The organism is Streptomyces sp. MS191, assembly GCF_008042125.1.
Taxonomy (GTDB): domain Bacteria; phylum Actinomycetota; class Actinomycetes; order Streptomycetales; family Streptomycetaceae; genus Streptomyces.
Map to the genome: position 1 here is coordinate 2828580 of NZ_RDBI01000040.1, position 21565 is coordinate 2850144.

The window sequence follows — 21565 nt, forward strand, 5'->3', positions numbered from 1 at the left end:
AAATGACAGATCGGGTGATTAGCGAGCGATGGGCCCCGTGTAAAAAACCGGGCGACAAGAGCTTTTGGGTCGCCCGCCCCCCTGCTTAAAGAACGGATCACCCCCCGAGGGGCTCTTGATCATCACGGCTCGGGTGTGCAGGCTGGCCGGCCCCGATGGCGGTGGTCGGCCAGGCCGGCGAACCGGTCAACGGAGGGTCACCATCGGCCGGTCGACTGGGGCATCGCGCTGCGTGAGGCGCCCTTGAGGGTGTGCTGCTGCCGGTACCAGAGGCTGGCCACGCGCTTCATCTCGGGGGAGCGCATCGCTTCGATCCGTGCCATGACGACGTCTTGGCCGGGGTCGACAGCGACGATCCTGGCCTTCAGTCGCTTGTACTTGGCCAGGGCCTTGGCCTTGGGCAGTGTGTGGATCAGGTAGACGTCGACCTTGTCGAGGTGCTGCTCGGCCTCGGCGATGGCCGCGTACCGGGCCTTCTGCGCTACGCGCTGGGCGATCGGGTCGTGGTTCCACCCGGGTGCGCCGGGCCCGGTGAGGGCGCGGGTGATGAGGTCCAGGTCGATGACGATGTCCCGCGCGGTGGCGTGCGCCTGGATCCAGGAGCTCTTGCCGGCGGCCGGCGGGCCGGTGACGACGTACAGCACGTCACCACCTCCGTGAGGCGCGCTGTTGGGGTCGTGGGGCGGTGCGGTTGCCCTTGCTGCTGTTGCAGGCGCGGTGCGCTGGGCGGGCGTTGGCCCGGTCGAGGAGCAGGTCGGGCCGCTTCGACACGGGCAGGACGTGGTCGAGGGTGAACGACAGGCGGTGCCGGGTGTCCAGCCGCGGGTTGATGGGGTGGCCGCAGATCCAGCAGGGCAGGCCCTTGGCCTTCAGCTCGGCCACCATGCGGCGGTAGGGGCGCCCGTTGCGGGGGTTGCCGGCCACGGGCGCCTCCGATGGTCAGGGGGTGGCCGTCGGCTGCAGCTGGGTGCTGTCGATGACCTCGGCTGTGACTTCGCCGGCGAGGCGTTCCAGGGTCTTGGTGTCGACGCCGTCGCAGGCTGCGGGGCGCGAGCCTTCCGGGGCGTTCGCTCCTGCGGCCATGGTGTCCCGGAGCTGCTTGCCCATAGCGGCCTTGCAGGCGGCGACGTCGGGCTCGGAGCCGCAGCCGGTGAGGGAGAGGAGGAGAGCGGCGGCCGCGGCCGCGGTGGTGTATCTGCGCATCGCGCCAGGGTGGCGGACGGCGAGGGGCCGCCGAGGGGTTGTTGCCGTCTCGTGACTACGCGGGCTCAGCGCCCCAGTTGGCGAGATCCATGATCCACGGATACCCGACGAAGGCGTACACCCTGCCCGAGCTGGTGCCCTGGTTGACGAGAGCCACTGTGACCATGCCGCCGCTGATGTGCCCTGCGCTGACGGTGAACCGAGCGGGGCCCGCAACGCGAGGGAACGAGGTGTTGTAGTAGATCCACGGCGAGCCTTCGGCAGACGGGCTGGCGGTGCCGGAGCTGCTGTAGATGGCGATGGCGCCGCCGCTGGTGAGCAGGGCGAGGTCGTAGAACCGGGTGCCGCTCATGAGCATGGAGACGTCGGCGGTGATCCGGTCGCCGGCTGCAGCGGCGATGGAGCACTGGAGTGGGGTGCCGACTGAGGTTGTGGCGATCGTCCAGGCGGGGGCCGAGGGGAGGTCCTGTACGGCTCCGTTGCTGATGCGGGCTTGTGCCCAGCGGATGTTGGCGCCGGAGGATCCGGCGGGTCCGGTCGCGCCTGTGGCTCCTGTCGCGCCTGTGGCGCCTGCTGGCCCGGTCGGTCCGGCGGGGCCGGTGGCTCCAGTCGGGCCGGCCGGTCCTGTTGCTCCGGTCGGCCCTGCCGGGCCTGTCGGTCCTGTCGGTCCTGCCGGACCCTGGGCGCCTGTGCCGGTGCCGCCGCCGGGGGAGGGGATGGGTGTCAGGTCGGAGACGTCGACGGTGCCGCTGCCGGTGATCGCGGCGGAGAACTGAACGTGGGAGCCGCCGGTGGGCTCGATGCTGAGGTCCCAGACCCAGCCGGTGGGTGTGACGCCCGGGGTGTCGGTGGGGAGGATGACCGCGGTCCAGGCGCCGTTGATGATGTCGACTGCGCCGCCGCCGGCGTAGAGGCGGTTCCCGGTGGTGTCGACGAGGTAGCCGGAGGACGGCGTGAGGGAGACGCGGCCGCCGTAGCCGGTGCCTGCGACGGCGGAGGACACGGTGCCGGTGAGGGTGATGGTGGTGGTGCCGTCGGGGAAGGGCACGTGGGCACCTCCGGGCATGACGAAGGCCCCGTCGCGGTGGCGATCGGGGCCTGTGTCGAGTCGTTGGTCAGCCTGCGTGTGGGCATGGCTGTACTCGCAAATCGTGGCGCACGAGTTGTCGCACGTCAAGCGGCCTTGACGGCGCGCTGTCCGGGCCGGTTGGGCTTGGCGGCGGTGCGGGCGGCCTGGACGTCGGTGATGCGGTAGACGGGGCGCTTGGGGGTGCCGCCGCTGCGGGTGAGGATGCCGCGCCGGACCCAGTCGCGGATGGTGGCGGGCTGGACCCCGGCGGCGAGTGCGGCCATGGATGTGGTGAGGGTGCCGGCCGGGGGCGTCAGGTACTCCATGAGGCCAGTGTGCCAAGGGTCTCCACTCCGGAGACCCTTGGTCTCGTCAGTGTCCGCAGCCGGGCTTGGTCCACCAGCCGCAGGCAGCGCAGTACTCGCCGGAGCGGGCTCGGAGGGCTCGGATCAGGTGCTTCATGGCGGTCTCCAGGTGGTCTACGGGCTGTTCTACGCGGGGTCTACAGCCGCTTCTGTGGCGGGCTGACCTGCGTCTACAGGCTCGGAAGGGGCGTCTACGGGCGCGGGGGAGAGGAGGGTGGCGATGTCGGCGGCCTTGATGCCGCTGCGTCCGGTCTGGGAGCCGATGCGGAGGCTCTTGTGGATGGGGATGCCGCAGTGGACGAGGACGGCGCGGAGGCGCGCGTCGTCCAGGTGCGCGGCGGCCGGCCGGGCCTGGAACTCGGTGTAGAGGTCGCGGAGATGGATGCCGGGCCGGTCGCCGATGAGCTCCTGGACGCCGAGGAGGACCCGGCGGCGAAGCTCGTCTTCGGTGGGTGGGATGGGGCGGCCGGCGCGCCAGGCGGCGATGGCGTAGGCGCCGGCCGCGATGGCGAGGAGCCGGGGCTGCTCGTTCGCGGTGCGCCAGGTCATGAGTGCGCCGAGCGCGAGGCCGGAGGCGCGGGCGGCGATGGCCTTGCCGCGGGTGGGGTGTTGCTCGGCGCGGGCCCAGCCGCGGAGCCTGCCGTAGAGCTTGAGGTGGCCGACGCTGATGCGGCGGGGGTGGATGCGCTGGGCGGCCCACCGGGGCCTCCCGTGCCCGAAGGCGGGTACGGGAGGCAGTTCGAGGGTGGGCGCCTCGGGGTCGGTCGGCACGGGCGGGCGGGTCAGGCGCTGCCGACGAACGTGGCGAGCATGTTGCCGACGCTCCCGAAGAGCTGGCCGATCATCGCGCCGAGCTGGGTGCCGGAGAGCGACAGGCCGAGGCCGAGGCAGACGAACCCGGGGAGCAGGTGGAGCTTCTTGGTGTCCTTGCCGTGCTTGTGCATCTGCCAGGCCCAGATGCTGAGGACGATGATCAGGAGGACGGAGATGGGGACGGAGCCGCCGGGGGCGCCGGCCGCGGGCGGGGCGGCCATGGTGCGGGCGGTCGCGGTGTCGATGGCGGCGAGCAGGCTGGGCTTCACGGGGCGGTCCTTCAGTACGAGAGCAGCACGATGGCTGCGATGAGGGAGAGGGCGGCGAGGGCGGTGCCGGCGGCCATGCGCCGGGCCCGCGAGCCGGGCGGCAGCAGGCGCGCCAGGACGAGCGCCACGGGGACGCCGAACAGGCCGTAGTAGCCGAGCGCGTGGTAGGTCAGCACGGGGCGACCGCCTCGGTGGCGCAGGGCTCGGCCTCGGGCGCGCCATTGGTGGCGCACGGCGTGAGGGCGGGGTGGTCGGCGAACTGGTCGGCGAGCGCCACCAGCTGCTCGGCGGCGGCGCGCAGCTGCTCGTGCCAGCGCCGGGCGGTCTCGGCGTCGGTCGGGACGTAGGCCGGCCGCATGTCGGCGGCGCTCTGAGCTGCGGCGCATGCCTGGCGCACGGCCTCGTCGGTGTGCGCCACGCGCTGCGCCACCCGCTCGGCGAGCGGAAGGTCGAGCCACTCGCGGTCGCGGCGGACGGTGTCCTTGCTGATGCCGAGCTCCTCGCCGATGGCGCGGTTGCTGAGGCCCTGCGCCACGAGGCGGCGCACGTTTCCGCGGCGCTGCGCCACGGCCACGGGAGAGGTCATCGCCCGGCCTCCTCGATGGCGGCCAGCTGCTCGGCGAGGGTCCGCAGGTGCATGGCGTGGACGGTGAGCGCGGCGGCGAGATGGCGCAGCCGGGTGGGGTCGAGGGTCGCGGCATAGCCGGTCTGTTCGACGTACACGCCGGTGTCGCGACTCGCGTGCTCGGCGCAGGGGTACTGCGAGAGCATCGCGATCATGAGGACGCTGTCGCCGAAGGCGAAGCGGTGCTCGGGGCCGGTGTGGTTGATGCCGGTCCGGTCGCCGACGCGGTGAACGGCATGACCGGTGCACCATCTGGGCTCGGGCACCGTGACGTCGCCGTGGTCGGTGGTGGGGAGGGTGACGGTGCGCATCACGCCTCCTCGGTGCCGGCGAGGCGGCCGAGGGCGGCGGTGTACGAGCCGAGGCGGGTGAGCGCGGCGCTTGCGGCACCGACCTCGCGCCGGGCGGCCGCGGTGAGACGCTGCAGCTCGTCCTGACCGGGCGCCATGCGGCGCTCTGCCGGGTCTAGGGGCTGAGCGGGGTCCTCGACCTCGACGGTGACGCGCMCGGTCAGGGGGCCGACGGGGAGCGCCCGGGAGGAGCGCATGGGGGCGTCCACGGCGATCATGCCGCGCTCGACGCGGGCGGCCAGGTTGTACGCAAGAGCGAGGATGGTGCCTGCGGCGTCGTCCTCGGCGATGCGCATCTCTTGGCGCAGGACGCGGGGGCTGCCGGCCATGTAGTCGGGCAGGCGGTTGGCGCTCACGCTGTCACCCCCTGGGCGAGGAGCCTGAGGAGGGCGGCGTACTCGCCGCGGGTCTGCTCGTCTCGGACGGCGGGGAGCGCGGCGAGGAGGGTCTGCTCGGCTTCGTAGGCGGCCTCGGTGATGCCGTGCAGCTGCTCGGCGAGGACGAGAGCCTGGCCGAGGCGGATGCCCTCGGCCATGGCGGCGGTCGGGCGGAGCGCGTCCAGCTTGTCGGCGAGCCGGAGCAGTAACAGGCGGGTGTCGTCGCTGAGGACGGGCGTGGGGTTCGTCATCGCTGGCCGCCCTTCTGGGCGGTGGCGCGGACGCGGCGGAGCGCCTCGTTCATGTCGGGGTCGCTGTCGCCGGTGTACGGCGGGGCTACGCGCGCCTGGGCGCACGTGAAATGATCGGCCATAGCCGAGCCTCCTGGTTGAGTCAGGATGTGGCTTGGTCAGGGGGTCGGGCGACGCGGCCGCTCCTGGGTGTTCCACCACCCGGGGAGCTGTCGTCCGGCCCCTGCCTTATGCGTTTGTCGCGCGGCCTGTTCCACCAGGCCGACGCTTCTGGTCCTGCTTCTTGATCGCCTTGTCGATGGCGTTCCAGCTCTTCCCCAGCGCGCGGGCGACTTCCGCCACGGTGCCGAGTTCGTCTACGCCTTCGCGCAAGGCTTCTGCTCGCCGTTCGGCGGACTGGGATACCTGGAGTTGGAGCTGTTCCACCAGCTCGTCTTCCTCGCGCACCCGGTCCCGCCAGGGTTTCGCTTCCATCCCCCCAAGCGTATCCAACCCAGGGTTGGATGACAATGTCTCGGGCGTCAACTCGCCAACTCCATCGGCGGGTTGTCCTCGTCGCGGTCGATCCACTCGCGGAGGCCGGCCCACTCGTGCGGCTCGAACGAGCAGCCGCACCACTTGCAGGTGACGGCGCGCTGGCCGGGGAAGTGGCGCAGGATCGCGCCGCAGATCGCGCCGGACGAGTCGACCGCCGGGCACTTGCCGAGCCGGGTGCCGCGCTCCTCGGCGAGCCGGGGGTGGACGACACTGGCGGCCGCGTTGTGGGCGTCTCGGATCTCGCGGGCCATGTCTCCGGCCGCCGGCCAGTAGCGGGCGATCCAGTCGACCGAGGACTGCAGTCCGGCCGCGGCTGCCGCTACGCGGTCGCGCAGCTCGTATCGGGCGACCGGCGCCGGCCAGCGACGCGCGTCATGGAGTGCCTCGCGCCAGGACTCCAGTGTGGTGACCATGCCGCCGGGGCCGCGGAGGTCGAGCACGTGCTCATCGACGGGCAGCGGCGCGTCCACAGGGTGTGTACGGCCGCCGTGGTTGCCACGCTGGGCGGGCTGCAGGAACGCGCCGAGCGCGCGGTACAGCTGCGGGATGCGCTGGAGCCGCTCGGCCAGGGCCTGGGTGTCGCCGGGGCAGAGGTAGCCGTGCTCGAGCTGGCCTTCGCACATGCCGCAGGTGTCCATCGGTCACTCCTTCCCGGGACGCTTGAGGGCGGCGCGGATGTCGCCGGCCCGCACCATCCAGTTGTCGTCGTCGCAGTCGGACAGCTCCTGATGCACGCGGTCGATGGCGTCGGTCAGTTCACCGACCCAGCCCATCGCATTCAGGTACCACTGGCCGAGGCCGTCACGTTCGCGTCGGAGCTGGGCGACCTCGGCCTCCAGCGCCTGCAGCTTCGCGTCGCTCTCACTCACCGCTCGGCCCGTCAGAAGGGAGGCTCGTCGGATGAGGCGCCGGCCGGTGCCGCGGCTGCCGCGGGCTGCTGCCCGCCGCCCCACCCGTCGCCGGCGGGGGGCTGCTGCCGGGCCGGACGTGCATTACGCACGTCCGGCTCCCAGGGGCCTGCGTTCGGCGCACCCCCTTGCTGGTGTCCGCCGCCAGCCGGGTTCTTGGTGACGGTGGCCGAGGCACGGAGGAGCGAGGGGCCGACTTCGTCGACGTCGATCTCGTACACGGTGCGCTTCACCTGCTCGCGGTCCTCGTAACTGCGCTGCTTGAGGCGGCCGGTGACGATGACCCGCGTGCCCTTGGCGAGGGATTCGGCGACGTTCTCGGCGGCCTGGCGCCAGACCGAGCAGGTGAGGAACAGGCCTTCGCCGTCCTTCCACTCGTTGGTCTGGCGGTCGAAGACTCGGGGGGTGGAGGCGATGCGGAACTTGGCGACGGCGACGCCGGCGGGGGTGAAGCGGAGCTCGGGGTCGTCGACGAGGTTGCCAACGATCGTGATCGTGGTCTCTCCGGCCATCAGTGGCCTCCTTCGGGGTTGATCACTTTGTCGGTGCCGACAAAGTGAATGCGGTTCTCACTAGGCGGGTGTCCGCAAAGTGATCAGGACGGTGTGCTGTGCTGTACGGGTGGCCGGGCCCGATGTCCGCGGGCCCGGCCGACGTGCGCGCGGGTCAGGCGTCCTCGCCGGTGCCGTTGGCTCCGTCGAGGTCCTCGACGACGTCCAGGTCGAGGGTGGCGGCGATGCTGCCGAGGGCCGCGTAGGTGTCCTCGTCGAGCTTGTCGATGAGGAACTCGGCGACCTGGTTGATGGCTGCGGCGGCGTAGGCGCGACCGCAATTGTTGAGCACCACGTTGAGGGCGTACCGGTGAGCTTCCTCGCCTTCGAGATCCAGGTAGACCTCGGCTGCGTGCTGCCCCTGCATGTACTCCTCGACGGCCCTAGCGTGGACGCGCTTGTACGCGAGTTCGCTGTAGGGACCCGTGTGCTCGTTGAGGACGTACCGAGTGATGTCCGCACCGCACTCGAGGTGGTCGGCGATGTGGTCGCCGGCCTTGAGGCCGCAGGCGCAGCACTGGAGGAAGTTGCCGCCCTTCTTCGTCTCCAGGTTCCAGTAGCTGCCGAAGTGGACGAACTCTGTGGTCCCGCAGTCCTGGCAGTTGGTGGGGCCGGTGTGTCCATGGGCGCGGGCGATGTCGTCGGTGGTGGTCACGGTGTCTCCTTCTCGGGATTGGCGAAGCCGGGGGCAACTCGGGTGGGCAGCCAGCCTTCGAGCGGGCGCCTCGCGGTGTGGGGTCAGGCGGGGTCCGCGTACATCGCGCCGCTGAGGATGTCCTCCGCCATGGACTGGATGACGTTCCGGCGCGAAAGCGATCCGTCGGCGGCGGGGGCGGGGTAGTCGGCGGGGAGGTCGCGCTCGACGGCGTCGACGATGTCCTCAACCTTGAAGGTGATGCCGGTGTGTGCCGAGAGGCCGGCGACCTGCTCCACTGCCCGCTCGGTACGGGCGATCAGATCCATGGCGAGGGCCTGGTAGCTCATGACTTTCCTCCATTAATTCCATGCGTCGTGGACGTGCAGGTTGTGGCCGTGGGACGCGTGCGGTGACTCTGGGATATCTGTGGTTACAGAGAGTTAGAGTTAGTTGAAAATGGGCTTACGGGGGATCCTGGAAGTAATGCTGTGCACTCTCAGGCGGCACCCCGAGGCATGGAATTAATGGAGATAACCCGCCTCTCCACGCCCTGAACGTCCGGATGTGAGACGAAGCGAGGCTTCTGCGGGCGCCCGCGCTGCCCCTCCGGTCGCTCGGGCGGATCGATCTGCCGGACCCATCCGGATCGCAGGAGCACGTCGAGCGCGTCGTCGACGTCGGCCATCTCCGTGCACCACGCTTGGCCGCGCACGCCCTTCTCGACCTCGCCGGCAGAGAACCGGCCCTCGACTCCTTTGCGCCGCAGCCAGTCGAGTACGGCACGGGCGGGGCCGAGCTTCGACTGCCGCTCCGCCGACATGAGATCGGACACCAGGCGGGCATGGGCGATCAGGTAGGGCACCAGAGAGACGGCATCGTCCATCACGTCGACGGGCACGACCTCTGCGGAGGGGTTGTCGAGCAGTGTCAGGACGGCGGCGATGCGCAGGACCTGACCGGGGAGCTTCTTGGCCCAGCCTTCGATCGAGGCCAGGTCACCGTGAGCCTTGTGCCTAGGCTCGAGCGCCTCCCAGAACGCGCGGAATGACGCCTTCGCTTGGGCATCGAGCTGCAGCTCGCGGCATTCATCGTCGTCCCAGATGGCGGCCATCATCGCTTTGACCTGATCGCCCCAGGCCTGACTGGTGGATGCTGGGATCGGGTCCGTGTCGTAGACCCTCTCGCCTACTCGGCTGGCCGGCATCGAGAAGATGAACCGAGCCATCAGACCGCGGGCTTCGAAGACGTCGCCTGTCTCGCCCATGCCTGTGAGGAACCCCGGCTGTACGGCGAGACCGAGCGACAGGTTCGGTCGCTCGAGGAGGAGCGGCCGGCCGCTCTTCCGGTTCACGGCGTGCGGCTCGTGACTCCAAGCCTTGAGCACGATCTCCGGGTTGGCGTTCTTGCTGTACCGGCCGCCAACGTTGCCGAGGAACGAGCTCTCGGTGGAGAGCACGGCCAGTCGCTCACCCTGCTCGGCGATCACATCGGTCGCCGCCTCGGGAGTGGTGTCGTCGGCGATCAACTGCGTGAAGACCTTCGGCTCGCCGAGCATCTCCAGGTCGTCGCGCGCCGCGTCGAGCAGTGCGCGCATCGACTTTCGCTTGTCCGGGTCGCTGGCCTTGATGACCTTTGACTCGGCGTCGGACACGCAGGCTTCGGCAATCCGCCGATCCTGCTGGTCACGGGCGACGGCCAGCTTGTCTTCCTCGCGCCGCCGCTTCTGCTCTTCGAAGATCGGCTTGGCCATGAGGGAGAGGGCGGGAGACTTCATCTCGCCGGGCGCGGCGACGGGCATCGTGTAGAGGGTCACGGGCTCGGACCAGTCAGGCTTCGGGCTGACGCTGCGGCGCCCTCCGATGGCCGTGGATGCGACAGCCATGCCGAGCCAGGCCGGGAGGTCGACGGGGACCTGGAGGCTGTCGGCTACGGCCTGGGCCATGCGCCCCACACCTCGAAGCCGGGTGGCATCGAGCGGCGGTGCGGGCGGGGGGTCCAGGGGCATGGGTTCGTCCCAGCCCTTGGCATCCTCCGGGTGCACTCCGGTCTCCCACGAAGGTGCTTCGATGTTCGGCTTCCACTGGGGTGCGCTCGTCACTGCGCCACCACCGCGGCGTCGCCGGGGTGAGGAACGGGCGCCCACACCTGGTCGAAGTCGGCGTCCCGGTGGCCGGCACCGAAGTGGTCGGCCGCGTCCTTCCCCGTGCGGGCCTGCACCACGTAGACGGAGCGGGCCACCCCGCGCAGGGAGTCGACGACCTGGACTGCGTGCTTCTGTCCGGGCTCGTCGCGGTCGGCGACGACAGTGACGTCGGCGCCCTCGAGGAACTGGGCATGCTCCGCAGTCCAGCGGCCGGCCCCGGCGGCATTGCACGTGGCGACCAGGCCGTGGTCGACGAGGGCGTGCACATCCTTCTCGCCTTCGGCGATCCAGATGACCCGGTCGGCGAGCTTTGCTGCGAGCAGCTCCGGCAGCCGGTACGGAACGGTCCGGACGAGTCGGTTCCCCTGCTTGTCGTTGAGGGACCAGCGGCGCCCGGACTTGGCGTCACTGTCAGGGCGCCACTGCGCGAAGCACTTGTGGTTGCAGCGGGTCACGCCGTGGATGGTCAGGCGGTTCTCGTCCTGGTAGAGGTACTGGGCCACGCGCCGGTGGCCCCGCTCCTGGCACGGGATCCAGATGTCGTTCTCGGGGTGATCGCGCGGCCGCTCTGCGAGCGGTTCGTCGAACAGGTCCGCTGCGGTCCAGCCGATGGCGGCGAGGAAGTCGGCGTTGCCCTGGCACTTGTGGCAGTACACGCCGACGCCGTTGGCGATGCGCTTGATAGCGACGGTGTCCGGCGAGTCGCCTCCGTGGCACAGACCGCGGGTGCGGAGCACGCCGCCGGTGTAGCGGGTGCGCTCGCCCATGCTGCCGAGGAGATCGGCGAGCCGGTTGAAGGCAATGGTGTCGGTCACGAACGGAGCTCTCTTCTTCGAGCAGGTACTGGTGTCCGTGTCGGGCGGGCACCGCGTGGGGATGCGGTGCCCGCCGTGTGACTAGCCGGCCTTCTTCAGGGCCGCCGCGACCTCGTCGGCCATGGCGGTGATGGCGTCCTTCCAACGGCGGGCCGCGCCGAGGACGGCCATCGGGGACGGCTGCTCCTCGAGGTCTGCGCGGACAGAACCGAGGACGACATGGAAGCGGGCCTGCGCCGCGACGAGCGCGAGGTGGGCGGCGCCCTGCGGGTCATCTGCCTCGAGGTCTGCCGGCTCGGGGACGGGCCACTGGCCCGGGACGCGAGTCACTCGGCACCGTCCAGGTCGGTCTCGATCCAGCGGACCATGTCGCTGAACGTCGCGGGGGCAGTGCCGGTGGCGAGCTCGTACAGGGTGCGCATGCTGATCTCGAACTCGACGGCGTTCCGGGACGCCGCGTCCGGGGAAGCACCCCGTCCGGACAGGTAGCGCTCCGCGGCGAAGGGCTCGGCTTGGGCCCACGGCGCTGGGTTCTGCGCGACCACCTCGACGGCGAGTCGGAACGCGGCATCTCGAACCGTGTCGCCGTGGCCGATGTCATGGACAGCGGCGAAGAACTTGGCACGTTCGGTGTGCGTCAGCGGGTTCACGCCGCCTCCTTGGTGACGTTGGGCTGGTGGAAGATCACGCGGATCTTGGCTCGCTGGCTGTCGGTGAGGGGCGGGGCCTGCCGGACGATCCGGTCGATGCGGTCCCAGTAGCCGGGGGGCCGAGGCGGGCGGCTTGCGCTACCGGAGGTCACTTGGCCTTCTCCTGGTCCAGCTGGCGGCGCATGGCGCGCAGACCGTCGAGGAATGTGTCGAGGTCACTGATCACCGTGTCGAGCTCGGCCGCTTCGAGGCAGATGCCGTTTCCGCCGGAGTTGAACGTGACCGTCGGCGTTCCGGAAAACTCTTCGAGGGCGACGAGCTCGGCGGAGAGAAGCTGGTCGTTCCGGCAGCTCATCTCCGCAGGGACGGTCATGTCGATCTTCGGCCCGACGTGCGAGACGTAGGGCTCACCGTCCTCGAAGTGGCGGGTGGCGCAGTCGCCAGTCCGGCACCAAGGGAAATGGCCGGGTTCCGCGTAAACCTGTGCGGCCTGCTGCTTCTCGATCAGGTCCACGAGGGGCTTGATCGGCTTCTGCTCGGTGATTCGCTTGATGACCTCGGCGTTGATCGCGGCCACGGGCTTGAGGTCCTCGAGGCCCAGCTCGTTGACCGCCCGCGCCCAGACGTCGTAGACGTATCCGGTGGCGAGGACCTGCCGAGCATGCTGAAGGGTGGCGCCGTCGATGCCGGACAGGGCGAGGACCGTCAGCACGGTGTCATACAGGTCACCGCGGGACTGGCCGACGTTCGCCTTGGTCGTGGGCTGCGAGTCTGAAACAATGCTCATGGCCGTTGCCTTTCGTGTCTTCACGGGTTCGAGGGGGTGCGGTCGCTCGAAGCCGCTGCGGTTGCCTCCGCGGCGGCTTCGCTGTTTTCCGGGGTGATGTGGAGTACCCGGAGAAGATCGGCGGTGATCGCCCTGTAGGAATTGCCCGCCCTGATGACGTGGCAGGGGAAGGCGCCGCTGCGTGCCAGCGCGTATGCCGTAGTGCGCCCCACTCCGAATGCTCGGCCGGCGGTGACGATGTCGACGCTCGCCGGCAAAGACAGCAGCTCTTCACGTGTCATCGCGTGTCGCTGTCTGTCGTTCTGTGTCATGGATGACCGCCAGTGCTCAGAGTTGCGCTGCTGAAGCACAGCGTGCTCCAGTGTCTTGCCGCGTGTCAAGCGGTGTCGTACTGTGCTGTCATGACACAACAGGATTGGGCTTCGCGTCTGGCTCAGATCACGGCCAGTCAGGTGCGCCGATACCGCGAGCTGCGGGAGATGAGTGCGCAGCAATTGGCGGAAGCCTGCGCGGATCTTGGGCACCCCATCCAGCGCTCGGTGATCGCAAACCTGGAGAACGGCAGGCGTGGCCAAGTTTCGGTTGCCGAGGTCATCGTTCTTGCAGTGGCGCTGAAGGTGCCGCCCATCTACCTCATCTACCCGTGCGGCCTCGTAGAGGACATGGAGGGGGCGCCGGGGTTGGTGTCTGACCCGTATGAGTGGGCGCTCTGGTTTTCTGGAGAGTTCAGGGATGCGGTTCAGGGGCAGGTGCAAGCGTCAAACGAAGAGATGCCGCTCGACTACATGCGCGACCTGATCCCTGTGCTGCAGACTCTTCGGGAACTGCGAGGTGAGATCAAGAAATTTGAGGATCAGAATGAGTACGAGCTAACCGCTTACGACGAAGCTGAGAGGCTTTCTCGAGCTGCAGCTGAGCGGTACGAGATCAGCGTGCGGCAGCAGCATGACCTGCTGGATAGCCTCCAGTTGATCCCGTTCGGTTCCGACGAGTACCAGCAGGTCCGGGAGGAGATGGAGAAGGCGAAGGAGGAATTGGATCGCGCTCGGTCGGCTTCGGATGTGGCGCGAGCGAGGCTTTCTAAGCTTGTGACTGCACGCGCCATGTACGACAGGATGCAGCAAGAACGAATTGCGGAGGAGATGAGGGTGCACTACCTCGTGGATAGCATGAGGAAGCAGCGCTGGAGCATCCCAGACTTCGGAGAGGAATTCGCCGAAGTCATGAAGGAGGGTGCCGAGATCGTCCCGCCGAAGCGAACAGTTCGAAGGCCACGCAAGCGAGGTGGTGGATCGGTAGAGATTGGCGGTTGACCCTCCATCTATCGGCGCTTCCACCGGACGTCGATCGTTTCGTAGTCGAAGTACCCGCCGTCGGGCATGCGTCCCGGACGGGCCGGCCGCACTGTGACCTCGAGCAGCTCGCGCAGCACTGCGCGTCGTTGCTGCAGCTGCATGTCCTCCCACGCCTTACGGACGTCCGGCGCCCCGACGAGGGGCACGAGGGGATCGATCCTTGCGGCGGCGGCCAGCCGGTTGTTCACGCTCTCCAGCTGGGCCCGCGCCACATCCGACCCCGCGGTGAACTGCGGCAGCATGATCTGCCCAGCGCCGAACGCGGCGGCCAGGTCCGTGAGTCGCCGCCGGATCTGTTCGCTCTCCACCTGCAGCGCGGCCACGTCCGCATCGTTCGGCCCCGGCAGTAGGAGGTCGGCCGCGTCCGGCCGAGATAGACGCTCGACGATCAGGTCCTGGATGTACTCGTCCAGCTTGTCGCCCCGCCGGCCGCCGCCGTGCCGGGTACTGCACCGGTAGCTCGGCAGCCGAGATCCTCCCGACTGGCTGCAGATCATTCCCTCGCCGCAGCCGGGCAGACCGCACTTGTAGATCAGCGAGCCGAACCACTTCGGCTCGGGGCCGGGAGTGGTGCGCCGGGTCGGGTCGCCCAGGATCGACACGACGGCCCTGTGCTTTGCCTCGGAGACGAGCGGCTCCCAGTTGCCCGTGCCGATCTCCTCGCCCTTGTAGATGGCCAGGCCGGCGTTTCTCGGGCGGAGTAGCAGGTCGCGGGCCGCGGTCTCGCCGATCGGGTTGCCCTGCGTGGATGTGAATCCCTTATCGGCCAGCCACCGGACCCAGCCGCGGAGCGATCCGCCGGCGAGCAGCTGGTCATGCCCGGCCTCGATGGCGGCGGCCTCTTCGGGAACGGCCTGGTTCATGTCGAGCACGGGTACCTCGACGTCGCCGGCCCCTCGGTCAACCTTGATCCTCGTCTCGCCCGTCGGCACACCCCACCCGAACGGGCGAAGTCCGCCGCCCCATTCGCCCGCCTGCGCCTTCTGTAGCCGGGCCCGGGCGACACGCTCAGCCTTGTGTTCCGACTCGTGGCGCGCGACAGCGCCGTGGATCCGGGCGGTCATCCGGCCGGACGGAGTCGAGAGATCCAGGTGACCGGCCTGCACGGTGTGAGTGGAGACGCCGTGCCGCTCGGAGACGTCGATGTACTCCTCGAGCTCGGTCGGCGACCGGTGAAGCCGGTCGTTGTGCCAGGCGACGACGACGGTGGCGACGCCGTCCTGCAGGTCGGTGAGCATGCGGCGGTATCCGGGGCGAGGCTTGCCGCTGTAGGCGCTCAAGTCGTTGTCGATGTAGACCTCGACGACGTCCCAGCCGTTGCGGTTGGCGAGGGCCTCGCAGTCCTCGCGCTGCCGGTCGACACCGAGGTGGGCGCCGGTCCGGTCCTGGCTGATGCGGACGTAGACGACCGCCCGAGTGCGCTGGCCGGCGGGCGTCTTCGTGGTCTTCATGGCCCAAGTGTGCAGCAGCAGCGGTGTTTTATTCCAGGGTTCGGGAAGACCACGCTGCTGTCGACCCTGCTGGGACTGGTGGGCGGGCAGGAGCGGATCGTCCTCGCCGAGGACTCGGCCGAACTGCGGCCCGACCACCCGCATGTCGTGCGGCTGGAGGCGCGACCGGCCAACCAGGAGGGAGCGGGGCTGGTGACCCTGCGGGACCTGGTCCGCCAGGCCCTGCGGATGCGCCCCGACCGCCTCGTGGTCGGCGAGGTCCGGGGCGGCGAGGCGGTGGACCTGCTCGCCGCCCTGAACACGGGCCACGAAGGAGGCTGCGGGACGGTCCATGCCAACACCGCGACGGACGTACCAGCGCGACTCGAGGCCCTCGGGACGGCCGCCGGGCTCGACCGGGCGGCCCTGCACAGCCAGTTGGGCGCCGGACTCTCGGCGGTGATCCATCTGGCACGGGACCGGGCCGGACGGCGGCGGATCGCCGAGATCCACGTGCTCGAACGGAATCGGGAGGGGCTGGTGGTGACGGTTCCCGCGCTGCGCTGGGGCGCGGCCGGGTTCGAACGGGAGCGGGGCTGGGAGCGGCTCCGCGTCCTGCTCGGGGGTGAACCGGCATGACGGAGCCGTGGGCACTGGCGCAGGGGGCGGCGGCCCTGTGTGCCGCAGTCGCCGGGTGGCGGGTGCGGGAGCGGGTGCGGGGCCTTCGCCGGGCCCGGACGGTGCTGGCGGGGGACCGGTGGGGGCCTTCGCGCGGACAGGGCCGCCGCCCCCTGCGCCAGTGCCCACGGCTCCGTCATGCCGGTTCACCCCCGCCCGAGCAGGACGCGGAGCCGCTCCCAGCCCCGCTCCCGTTCGAACCCGGCCGCGCCCCAGCGCAGCGCGGGAACCGTCACCACCAGCCCCTCCCGATTCCGTTCGAGCACGTGGATCTCGGCGATCCGCCGCCGTCCGGCCCGGTCCCGTGCCAGATGGATCACCGCCGAGAGTCCGGCGCCCAACTGGCTGTGCAGGGCCGCCCGGTCGAGCCCGCCCAACTGGCTGTGCAGGGCCGCCCGGTCGAGCCCGGCGGCCGTCCCGAGGGCCTCGAGTCGCGCTGGTACGTCCGTCGCGGTGTTGGCATGGACCGTCCCGCAGCCTCCTTCGTGGCCCGTGTTCAGGGCGGCGAGCAGGTCCACCGCCTCGCCGCCCCGGACCTCGCCGACCACGAGGCGGTCGGGGCGCATCCGCAGGGCCTGGCGGACCAGGTCCCGCAGGGTCACCAGCCCCGCTCCCTCCTGGTTGGCCGCTCGCGGCCGCCCTCGGCCTCGTGGGCCAGTCACCGCTGCCGTTGGCCGCCGGAGCCGTCGCCGTGCCGCTGCTCGGACGGCACCTGCGGGCGGCCGGTCTGCGCAGGGAGCGTGAGGCGCGGGTCGACGCGGTGGTGGCCCTGTGCGGTTCGGTGGCAGGGGAGTTGAGAGCGGGCCGGCAGCCGGCGCAGGCACTGCTCTTCGCGGCCGGGTCGACGGGCGCGCTGGGCCCGCGGGGGGAGGCGGCGGTGCTGGCGGCGGCCCGCTTCGGCGGGGACGTGCCGCAGGCGCTGCGCCGCGCCGCCCGGGCGGACGGTGCGGACGGCCTGGCGGGGATGGCGGCCTGCTGGCAGGTGGCCGTGGACGGCGGTGCGGGCCTGGCCGCCGGGCTGGACCGGCTGGAGGCCGCGCTGAGGGAGCATCGCGACCAGCGCGAGCGGCTGCGGGCTCAACTGGCGGGCGCCTGGGCGACCGTGGCCGTACTCGCCGTGCTTCCGCCGGTGGGGCTCGCCCTCGGCGCGGCGGTCGGGGCCGATCCGCTGCGGGTGCTGCTGCACACGCCGGCGGGACTGCTCTGTCTGGCCGTGGGCGGGGTTCTGGAGGCGGCCGGCCTGTGGTGGGCCGCGCGGATCGTACGGAGCGGGGAGCAGGTGTGATGGGCGGGACGGGGATGCTCGGCGAGTTCGGCGACCTCGGCGAGCTGGTCGGGCGGGCGGCGGCGCCGGCCGCGGCGGTGGCCGTGGCCGCCTGGGCGGCCGGGGTGGTGACGGACCGGCGCCGGAAGCGCCGGACACGGAAGCGGATGGCCGGCCTGCTGGAGCCCGGGTGGGCGCGGGTCCGACGGCGAAGAAGCACGGCCCCGGCGTGGCTGCGGAGCTGGTCCGTGCCGTTCGTCGTGGCGGTCGCGGGATGGGCGCTGGTCGGCGGGGTGGCCGGCTGTCTGGTCGGTGCCGCCGCCGCCTGGGCGCTGCGGACGTGGCGGGCACGCCGTCCCGCCCGGGCGCCGGAAGAGACGGACGCCGTCCGGCAGTTGCCGCTCGCCGCGGACCTGCTGGCGGCCTGCGCCTCGGCCGGGGCCGGACCGGGAGAGGCCGCGGAGGCGGTCGGCAGATCGCTGGGCGGACCGGTGGGCGAGCGGCTCGTGCGCACGGCGGCCGAGCTTCGCCTGGGCGGCGAACCGGCCGATGTCTGGCGGAGGTTCGGTGCCCTGGCCGGTGCCGAGGGTCTGGCCCGCTGCCTGGAGCGGTCGGGCTCCTCCGGGGCGCCCGCCGCGGAGGCCGTCTCCCGGCACGCGGCCGGTCTGCGAGCGGAGCGGGCCCGCAGGGCCGCGGCCCGGGCGCAGCGGGCGCAGGTGCTGATCACCGCGCCGGTGGGGCTGTGTTTCCTGCCCGCCTTCCTGGCGGTGGGAGTGGCTCCCGTGGTGATCGGGCTCGCCGGCGGCCTGCTGCACGGATGACCCGGCGGGGGCGGGTGCGGTGGACGCCGGCGTGCGGCGCCGCGGCGTCCGCGACCGGGAGATCGATTGAAGTGACCGACGAATTCGACGAACGGACAGAACACAGACGGGGGTTGGCATGAAGAGTGGCATGACGTGCGGCATGAAGTTCGGCATGAGGAAGGCGACTGCCTGGTGCAGGGCCAGGGCCAGGCGGGCGGCCGGGAGCGACGCGGGGATGACCACGTCCGAGTACGCGATGGGAACGATCGCCGCCGCCGGCTTCGCGGCGGTGCTGTACAAGATCGTGACCAGCGATTCCGTGTCGGGCGCGCTGGAGTCGGTGATCGGGAAGGCCCTCAATGCGCCGTTCTGAGGACCGGGGCGCCGTGACCGTGGAGGCGGCGATGGCCCTGCCGGCGCTGGTGGTGTTCACCCTGGCGCTGCTGTGGTCGCTCACCGCCGCCGCGGCGCAGATCCAGTGCGTGGATGCCGCCCGGGCCGGGGCGCGGGCGGCGGCCCGCTCCGAGCCGGTGGCCGCGGCCGAGTCCGTCGCCCGGACGGCCGCACCCGACGGGGCGAATGTCTCGGTCACCCGTTCGGGCGAGCTGTGGCAGGTGACGGTGGAGGCGGAGGCCCCCGGCCCCGGCGGGATGGGCATCACCCTGCGCGCCGGGGCGGCCGCCCTCGCCGAGGACGCGGTGGGGGAGGTGGCCCCATGAGGGAGCCGTCAGCGGCTGGAGGCCCCGGGGACGGGGGCGGCGCCGTGACGCTGCGGATCCGCGCCCCGGGCGGCCGAGACGGTGACCGGGGCGGTGACCGGGGCGGCGGCTCGGGTGACCGGGGCGGTGACCGGGGCGACCGGGGGATGGCGACGGTGTGGACCGCGTTCGCGGCCTGCGTCCTGTGCGTGGTCTTCGGGGCGGTGCTGGCCCTGGGGCAGGCGGTGGCCGCCCGGCACCGGGCGGGAGGCGCCGCCGACCTGGCGGCGCTCGCCGCCGCCGGCCGGGCCGCCCTCTGGGGCGAGCAGGACGCCTGCGACGCGGCGGCCCGGGTGGCCGGAGCCCAGGGCGCCGCCGTGGTCCGGTGCTCGGTGCGCGGCGACGTCGCGGACGTGACCGCGACCGTGCGGGTGGGGCCGTACGCGCCCGTGGTCAGGGCGCGGGCGGGACCGGCGGAGGCTCTGCCGGGGCTTCCCGCAGCAGTTCCGTGAGGAGGCGCACGGCGCCGCGCTTGTGGAGCGGGTCGTTGCCGTTGCCGCACTTGGGGGACTGGATGCAGGACGGGCAGCCCGCCTCGCACTCGCAGGAGGCGATCGCCTCCCGGGTGGCCGTCAGCCAGGCGCGTGCGGTGTGGAAGGCCCGTTCCGCGAAGCCCGCGCCGCCGGGATGGCCGTCGTACACGAAGACGGTCGGCAGCAGGGTGTCCGGGTGGAGGGGGACGGAGACCCCGCCGATGTCCCAGCGGTCGCAGGTCGCGAAGAGCGGCAGCATGCCGATGGAGGCGTGCTCGGCGGCGTGCAGGGCCCCGCCGAGGATCTCCGGGGTGATCCGGGCGGCGTCGAGCTGGTCCTCGGTGACCGTCCACCACACGGCCCGGGTGCGCAGGGTGCGGGGCGGCAGGTCGAGCTTGGTCTCGCCGAGGACCTCGCCGGTGATCAGACGGCGGCGCAGGTAGGAGACGACCTGGTTGGTGACCTCGACGGAGCCGAAGCAGAGCCGGCCGGCCCCCCACGGGATCTCGGTGTCGGTCTCCAGGACGGCGATGGAGGTGGTGTCGCGGGCGGTGGTGGAGTACGGCGGGGCGGCCTCCTCGACCAGGGCCACCGAGTCCTTCAGGTCCAGGTGCTTCACCAGGTAGGTGCGGCCCTGGTGCAGGTGGACGGCCCCGTCGTGGACGGCGGTGTGGGAGGCGGCCTCGTCGACCGTGCCGAGCAGCCGGCCGGTGGCCGCCTCGACGATCTGGACGGGGCTGCCGCCCCCGCCCCGGATGTCGGTGAGGTCGGCGGCCCGCTCCCGGCGGGTCCAGTACCAGCCGCTGGAGCGGCGGCGCAGCAGTCCGGCGGCCTCCAGCTGGGGCAGCAGCTCGGGGACGGTCGGGCCGAAGAGAGCCAGGTCGGCGTCCGTCAGCGGCAGCTCCGCGGCGGCGGCGCACAGATGGGGGGCGAGGACGTAGGGGTTGTCGGGGTCCAGGACGGTCGACTCGACCGGCTGCCGGAAGAGCGCCTCGGGATGGTGGACCAGGAAGGTGTCCAGCGGGTCGTCGCGGGCGACCAGGATGGCCAGCGCGCCTTCGCCCGAGCGTCCGGCCCGGCCCGCCTGCTGCCACAGGGACGCCCGGGTGCCGGGATAGCCGGCGATCACCACGGCGTCCAGGCCGGAGACGTCCACGCCGAGCTCCAGGGCGGTGGTGGCGGCCAGGCCGAGGAGTTCGCCGGAGTGCAGGGCGCGTTCCAGGGCCCGGCGCTCCTCGGGCAGGTAGCCGCCGCGGTAGGCCGCCACCCGGCGGGCCAGGGAGCGGTCCACCTCGGCCAGGCGTTCCTGGGCGATCACGGCGATCAGTTCCGCGCCGCGCCGGGAGCGGACGAAGGCGACCGAGCGGACGCCCTGCACCGCCAGGTCCGTCAGCAGGTCGGCGGTCTCGGCGGTGGCCGTGCGGCGGACCGGGGCGCCCTGCTCGCCGTGCAGCTCGGTCAGCGGCGGCTCCCACAGCGCGAAGACCAGCTCGCCGCGCGGGGAGGCGTCGTCGGCGACCTCGGCCACCGGCAGACCGGTCAGGCGGCCGGCGGCGACGGCGGGCTCGGCGGCGGTGGCGGAGGCCAGCAGGAAGACGGGGTCGGCCCCGTAACGGGCGCAGACGCGGCGCAGCCGGCGCAGCACCTGGGCGACGTGGGAGCCGAAGACGCCCCGGTAGGTGTGGCACTCGTCGATGACGACGTAGCGCAGGGAGCGCAGGAAGGAGGACCACCGGGCGTGGCCGGGGAGTATCCCTCGGTGCAGCATGTCGGGATTGGTGAGCACGTAGTTCGCGTACTGGCGGACCCACTCGCGCTCCTCGACCGGCGTGTCGCCGTCGTAGACGGCGGGCCGGATCCGGTTGCCGAGCGGCGCCGCCAGCTCGCGCACGGCCCGGCGCTGGTCGGCGGCGAGGGCCTTGGTGGGGGCCAGGTACAGGGCGGTGGCGCCCCGGCCGTTCGGTGCCTCGGCGCCGTCCAGGAGCGTCGACAGCACCGGCGTCAGATAGGCCAGCGACTTGCCCGAGGCGGTGCCGGTGGCGATCACCACGGATTCGCCGTCCAGCGCGTGCTCGGCGGCTTGTGCCTGGTGGGCCCAGGGGTGCTCGATCCCGGCCGCCTGGATCGCGCCGATCACTTCCGGACGGATGCGATGCGGCCAGACTGCATGCCGACCCTCCCGGGCGGGCAAGTGCTCCGTATGAGTGATGCGCGCGGCCCGGCTCTCGCCCGATGCGAGCCGGTCGAGGACCATGCCGGGGGACGGGCGGCTGCCCGTACTTCCGGCCGGTCCACTGGGGCGGTGATTCTTGGCCATCGGCACCGAGTGTGTCACTGGCATGACGGACAATGCTCCCAAGGCGTCGTGCATGGCTGCTGGTAAGTGATTGAATGCCATCGCGGCTGGCGATCCGTCCCCCGACTTCCGTCCGGGAGACCCGAGGGGCGAACGCC

The 21565-nt window shown here is 71.6% G+C and carries 33 protein-coding genes and 3 pseudogenes; 7 read left to right on the plus strand and 29 right to left on the minus strand.

Features of this window, described 5'->3' with window-relative positions; translation table 11 throughout:
• Positions 1 to 197: 197 nt before the first annotated feature.
• The 26 genes from EAO71_RS20130 to EAO71_RS20240 form a co-directional block, all read right to left on the minus strand.
• A complete protein-coding gene (locus EAO71_RS20130) occupies positions 198 to 644 on the minus strand; it encodes an ATP-binding protein (RefSeq protein WP_147978975.1) in 447 nt (148 codons plus the stop codon).
• A 1-nt stretch (position 645) separates the two neighbouring features.
• A complete protein-coding gene (locus EAO71_RS20135; protein ID WP_147978976.1) occupies positions 646 to 924 on the minus strand; it encodes an HNH endonuclease in 279 nt (92 codons plus the stop codon).
• Between the two features lie 15 nt (positions 925 to 939).
• Positions 940 to 1203 (minus strand): hypothetical protein, encoded by a 264-nt coding sequence (locus EAO71_RS20140; RefSeq protein WP_147978977.1) that lies wholly within the window; start codon positions 1201 to 1203, stop codon positions 940 to 942.
• Positions 1204 to 1258: 55 nt separating this feature from the next.
• Positions 1259 to 2251 (minus strand): hypothetical protein, encoded by a 993-nt coding sequence (locus tag EAO71_RS37785; protein WP_187282716.1) that lies wholly within the window; start codon positions 2249 to 2251, stop codon positions 1259 to 1261.
• Between the two features lie 125 nt (positions 2252 to 2376).
• Positions 2377 to 2598: a MerR family transcriptional regulator gene (locus EAO71_RS20150; protein ID WP_147978978.1), complete on the minus strand. Its 222-nt coding sequence runs from the start codon at positions 2596 to 2598 to the stop codon at positions 2377 to 2379.
• 165 nt (positions 2599 to 2763) lie between these two features.
• Positions 2764 to 3408 carry a hypothetical protein gene (locus EAO71_RS20155; RefSeq protein ID WP_147978979.1) on the minus strand — a complete coding sequence of 215 codons (645 nt, stop codon included), beginning with the start codon at positions 3406 to 3408 and terminating at the stop codon, positions 2764 to 2766.
• Positions 3409 to 3419: 11 nt separating this feature from the next.
• On the minus strand, positions 3420 to 3719 hold the full coding sequence (locus EAO71_RS20160; protein WP_147978980.1) for a hypothetical protein: 300 nt from the start codon (positions 3717 to 3719) through the stop codon (positions 3420 to 3422).
• Between the two features lie 11 nt (positions 3720 to 3730).
• Positions 3731 to 3895, minus strand: coding sequence for a hypothetical protein (locus tag EAO71_RS37790; protein WP_187282717.1), 165 nt, complete (start codon positions 3893 to 3895; stop codon positions 3731 to 3733).
• Entirely contained in the window at positions 3889 to 4305 is a 417-nt protein-coding gene (locus EAO71_RS20165; protein ID WP_147978981.1) for a LuxR C-terminal-related transcriptional regulator, read from the minus strand. The genes EAO71_RS37790 and EAO71_RS20165 overlap by 7 nt, the downstream gene beginning before the upstream one ends.
• Positions 4302 to 4655 (minus strand): DUF6907 domain-containing protein, encoded by a 354-nt coding sequence (locus EAO71_RS20170; RefSeq protein ID WP_147978982.1) that lies wholly within the window; start codon positions 4653 to 4655, stop codon positions 4302 to 4304. Before EAO71_RS20170 ends, EAO71_RS20165 begins: the two co-directional genes overlap by 4 nt.
• A complete protein-coding gene (locus EAO71_RS20175) occupies positions 4655 to 5050 on the minus strand; it encodes a hypothetical protein (protein ID WP_147978983.1) in 396 nt (131 codons plus the stop codon). Before EAO71_RS20175 ends, EAO71_RS20170 begins: the two co-directional genes overlap by 1 nt.
• Positions 5047 to 5322: a hypothetical protein gene (locus EAO71_RS20180; protein ID WP_147978984.1), complete on the minus strand. Its 276-nt coding sequence runs from the start codon at positions 5320 to 5322 to the stop codon at positions 5047 to 5049. Before EAO71_RS20180 ends, EAO71_RS20175 begins: the two co-directional genes overlap by 4 nt.
• Complete coding sequence (locus EAO71_RS38960) at positions 5319 to 5444, minus strand: hypothetical protein (protein ID WP_261992198.1); 126 nt, start codon at positions 5442 to 5444, stop codon at positions 5319 to 5321. Before EAO71_RS38960 ends, EAO71_RS20180 begins: the two co-directional genes overlap by 4 nt.
• Positions 5445 to 5550: 106 nt before the next feature.
• Complete coding sequence (locus EAO71_RS20185; protein ID WP_147978985.1) at positions 5551 to 5796, minus strand: hypothetical protein; 246 nt, start codon at positions 5794 to 5796, stop codon at positions 5551 to 5553.
• Between the two features lie 47 nt (positions 5797 to 5843).
• Entirely contained in the window at positions 5844 to 6497 is a 654-nt protein-coding gene (locus EAO71_RS20190) for a hypothetical protein (RefSeq protein ID WP_147978986.1), read from the minus strand.
• A 3-nt stretch (positions 6498 to 6500) separates the two neighbouring features.
• Complete coding sequence (locus EAO71_RS20195; RefSeq protein WP_147978987.1) at positions 6501 to 6728, minus strand: hypothetical protein; 228 nt, start codon at positions 6726 to 6728, stop codon at positions 6501 to 6503.
• Between the two features lie 11 nt (positions 6729 to 6739).
• Positions 6740 to 7279: a single-stranded DNA-binding protein gene (locus tag EAO71_RS20200; protein WP_147978988.1), complete on the minus strand. Its 540-nt coding sequence runs from the start codon at positions 7277 to 7279 to the stop codon at positions 6740 to 6742.
• 154 nt (positions 7280 to 7433) lie between these two features.
• Complete coding sequence (locus EAO71_RS20205) at positions 7434 to 7973, minus strand: hypothetical protein (protein WP_147978989.1); 540 nt, start codon at positions 7971 to 7973, stop codon at positions 7434 to 7436.
• Between the two features lie 83 nt (positions 7974 to 8056).
• Positions 8057 to 8302 carry a hypothetical protein gene (locus tag EAO71_RS20210; protein ID WP_147978990.1) on the minus strand — a complete coding sequence of 82 codons (246 nt, stop codon included), beginning with the start codon at positions 8300 to 8302 and terminating at the stop codon, positions 8057 to 8059.
• A 149-nt stretch (positions 8303 to 8451) separates the two neighbouring features.
• On the minus strand, positions 8452 to 10053 hold the full coding sequence (locus EAO71_RS20215) for a YfjI family protein (protein WP_147978991.1): 1602 nt from the start codon (positions 10051 to 10053) through the stop codon (positions 8452 to 8454).
• Positions 10050 to 10913, minus strand: coding sequence for a toprim domain-containing protein (locus tag EAO71_RS20220; RefSeq protein WP_147978992.1), 864 nt, complete (start codon positions 10911 to 10913; stop codon positions 10050 to 10052). Before EAO71_RS20220 ends, EAO71_RS20215 begins: the two co-directional genes overlap by 4 nt.
• A gap of 81 nt (positions 10914 to 10994) precedes the next feature.
• On the minus strand, positions 10995 to 11243 hold the full coding sequence (locus tag EAO71_RS20225; RefSeq protein WP_147978993.1) for a hypothetical protein: 249 nt from the start codon (positions 11241 to 11243) through the stop codon (positions 10995 to 10997).
• Complete coding sequence (locus EAO71_RS20230) at positions 11240 to 11563, minus strand: hypothetical protein (protein WP_147978994.1); 324 nt, start codon at positions 11561 to 11563, stop codon at positions 11240 to 11242. The genes EAO71_RS20225 and EAO71_RS20230 overlap by 4 nt, the downstream gene beginning before the upstream one ends.
• Positions 11560 to 11715: a hypothetical protein gene (locus EAO71_RS37795; protein WP_187282718.1), complete on the minus strand. Its 156-nt coding sequence runs from the start codon at positions 11713 to 11715 to the stop codon at positions 11560 to 11562. The genes EAO71_RS20230 and EAO71_RS37795 overlap by 4 nt, the downstream gene beginning before the upstream one ends.
• Positions 11712 to 12350, minus strand: coding sequence for a DUF6907 domain-containing protein (locus EAO71_RS20235; RefSeq protein WP_147978995.1), 639 nt, complete (start codon positions 12348 to 12350; stop codon positions 11712 to 11714). The genes EAO71_RS37795 and EAO71_RS20235 overlap by 4 nt, the downstream gene beginning before the upstream one ends.
• A gap of 20 nt (positions 12351 to 12370) precedes the next feature.
• Positions 12371 to 12661 carry a DNA-binding protein gene (locus tag EAO71_RS20240; protein WP_410093979.1) on the minus strand — a complete coding sequence of 97 codons (291 nt, stop codon included), beginning with the start codon at positions 12659 to 12661 and terminating at the stop codon, positions 12371 to 12373.
• Between the two features lie 90 nt (positions 12662 to 12751).
• On the opposite strand from EAO71_RS20240, the gene EAO71_RS20245 reads away from it, so the two are divergent.
• Positions 12752 to 13663: a helix-turn-helix domain-containing protein gene (locus tag EAO71_RS20245; protein WP_147978996.1), complete on the plus strand. Its 912-nt coding sequence runs from the start codon at positions 12752 to 12754 to the stop codon at positions 13661 to 13663.
• An 8-nt stretch (positions 13664 to 13671) separates the two neighbouring features.
• Here the strand turns inward: EAO71_RS20245 and EAO71_RS20250 are convergent, their stop codons facing one another.
• Entirely contained in the window at positions 13672 to 15156 is a 1485-nt protein-coding gene (locus EAO71_RS20250) for a recombinase family protein (RefSeq protein WP_147978997.1), read from the minus strand.
• Positions 15157 to 15192: 36 nt separating this feature from the next.
• Here EAO71_RS20250 and EAO71_RS20255 point away from each other — a divergent pair.
• Positions 15193 to 15774 (plus strand): annotated as a pseudogene (locus EAO71_RS20255) (ATPase, T2SS/T4P/T4SS family); the annotation flags it as partial.
• Between the two features lie 185 nt (positions 15775 to 15959).
• Here the strand turns inward: EAO71_RS20255 and EAO71_RS20260 are convergent.
• A pseudogene (locus tag EAO71_RS20260) lies at positions 15960 to 16445 on the minus strand (ATPase, T2SS/T4P/T4SS family); the annotation flags it as partial.
• On the opposite strand from EAO71_RS20260, the pseudogene EAO71_RS20265 reads away from it, so the two are divergent.
• The 5 genes and pseudogenes from EAO71_RS20265 to EAO71_RS20285 all read left to right on the plus strand — a co-directional run.
• Positions 16343 to 17098: pseudogene (locus EAO71_RS20265) on the plus strand (type II secretion system F family protein); the annotation flags it as partial. The pseudogenes EAO71_RS20260 and EAO71_RS20265 overlap by 103 nt on opposite strands.
• Entirely contained in the window at positions 17098 to 17898 is an 801-nt protein-coding gene (locus tag EAO71_RS20270) for a type II secretion system F family protein (protein WP_261992199.1), read from the plus strand. The pseudogene EAO71_RS20265 and the gene EAO71_RS20270, both read left to right, overlap by 1 nt.
• Positions 17899 to 18052: 154 nt before the next feature.
• Entirely contained in the window at positions 18053 to 18253 is a 201-nt protein-coding gene (locus tag EAO71_RS20275) for a DUF4244 domain-containing protein (protein ID WP_147979414.1), read from the plus strand.
• On the plus strand, positions 18240 to 18599 hold the full coding sequence (locus EAO71_RS20280; RefSeq protein WP_147978998.1) for a TadE family type IV pilus minor pilin: 360 nt from the start codon (positions 18240 to 18242) through the stop codon (positions 18597 to 18599). Before EAO71_RS20275 ends, EAO71_RS20280 begins: the two co-directional genes overlap by 14 nt.
• Positions 18596 to 19090, plus strand: coding sequence for an Rv3654c family TadE-like protein (locus EAO71_RS20285; RefSeq protein WP_261992200.1), 495 nt, complete (start codon positions 18596 to 18598; stop codon positions 19088 to 19090). The genes EAO71_RS20280 and EAO71_RS20285 overlap by 4 nt, the downstream gene beginning before the upstream one ends.
• Here the strand turns inward: EAO71_RS20285 and EAO71_RS20290 are convergent.
• Positions 19032 to 21509: a DEAD/DEAH box helicase gene (locus tag EAO71_RS20290; RefSeq protein WP_147978999.1), complete on the minus strand. Its 2478-nt coding sequence runs from the start codon at positions 21507 to 21509 to the stop codon at positions 19032 to 19034. The genes EAO71_RS20285 and EAO71_RS20290 overlap by 59 nt on opposite strands.
• Positions 21510 to 21565 lie beyond the last annotated feature (56 nt).

Excerpts from the sequence above, each read along its gene's own strand:
- EAO71_RS20270 (WP_261992199.1), top strand. The coding sequence starts at position 17,098 with ATGGGCGGGACGGGGATGCTCGGCGAGTTCGGCGACCTCGGCGAGCTG.
- EAO71_RS20235 (WP_147978995.1), bottom strand. The coding sequence starts at position 12,350 with ATGAGCATTGTTTCAGACTCGCAGCCCACGACCAAGGCGAACGTCGGC.
- EAO71_RS20200 (WP_147978988.1), bottom strand. The coding sequence starts at position 7,279 with ATGGCCGGAGAGACCACGATCACGATCGTTGGCAACCTCGTCGACGAC.
- EAO71_RS20250 (WP_147978997.1), bottom strand. The coding sequence starts at position 15,156 with ATGAAGACCACGAAGACGCCCGCCGGCCAGCGCACTCGGGCGGTCGTC.
- EAO71_RS20185 (WP_147978985.1), bottom strand. The coding sequence starts at position 5,796 with ATGGAAGCGAAACCCTGGCGGGACCGGGTGCGCGAGGAAGACGAGCTG.
- EAO71_RS20180 (WP_147978984.1), bottom strand. The coding sequence starts at position 5,322 with ATGACGAACCCCACGCCCGTCCTCAGCGACGACACCCGCCTGTTACTG.
- EAO71_RS20150 (WP_147978978.1), bottom strand. The coding sequence starts at position 2,598 with ATGGAGTACCTGACGCCCCCGGCCGGCACCCTCACCACATCCATGGCC.
- EAO71_RS38960 (WP_261992198.1), bottom strand. The coding sequence starts at position 5,444 with ATGGCCGATCATTTCACGTGCGCCCAGGCGCGCGTAGCCCCGCCGTAC.
- EAO71_RS20170 (WP_147978982.1), bottom strand. The coding sequence starts at position 4,655 with ATGCGCACCGTCACCCTCCCCACCACCGACCACGGCGACGTCACGGTG.
- EAO71_RS20165 (WP_147978981.1), bottom strand. The coding sequence starts at position 4,305 with ATGACCTCTCCCGTGGCCGTGGCGCAGCGCCGCGGAAACGTGCGCCGC.
- EAO71_RS20140 (WP_147978977.1), bottom strand. The coding sequence starts at position 1,203 with ATGCGCAGATACACCACCGCGGCCGCGGCCGCCGCTCTCCTCCTCTCC.
- EAO71_RS20240 (WP_410093979.1), bottom strand. The coding sequence starts at position 12,661 with ATGACACAGAACGACAGACAGCGACACGCGATGACACGTGAAGAGCTG.
- EAO71_RS20280 (WP_147978998.1), top strand. The coding sequence starts at position 18,240 with ATGCGCCGTTCTGAGGACCGGGGCGCCGTGACCGTGGAGGCGGCGATG.
- EAO71_RS20190 (WP_147978986.1), bottom strand. The coding sequence starts at position 6,497 with ATGGACACCTGCGGCATGTGCGAAGGCCAGCTCGAGCACGGCTACCTC.
- EAO71_RS20290 (WP_147978999.1), bottom strand. The coding sequence starts at position 21,509 with ATGGCATTCAATCACTTACCAGCAGCCATGCACGACGCCTTGGGAGCA.
- EAO71_RS20210 (WP_147978990.1), bottom strand. The coding sequence starts at position 8,302 with ATGAGCTACCAGGCCCTCGCCATGGATCTGATCGCCCGTACCGAGCGG.
- EAO71_RS20275 (WP_147979414.1), top strand. The coding sequence starts at position 18,053 with ATGAGGAAGGCGACTGCCTGGTGCAGGGCCAGGGCCAGGCGGGCGGCC.
- EAO71_RS20285 (WP_261992200.1), top strand. The coding sequence starts at position 18,596 with ATGAGGGAGCCGTCAGCGGCTGGAGGCCCCGGGGACGGGGGCGGCGCC.
- EAO71_RS20245 (WP_147978996.1), top strand. The coding sequence starts at position 12,752 with ATGACACAACAGGATTGGGCTTCGCGTCTGGCTCAGATCACGGCCAGT.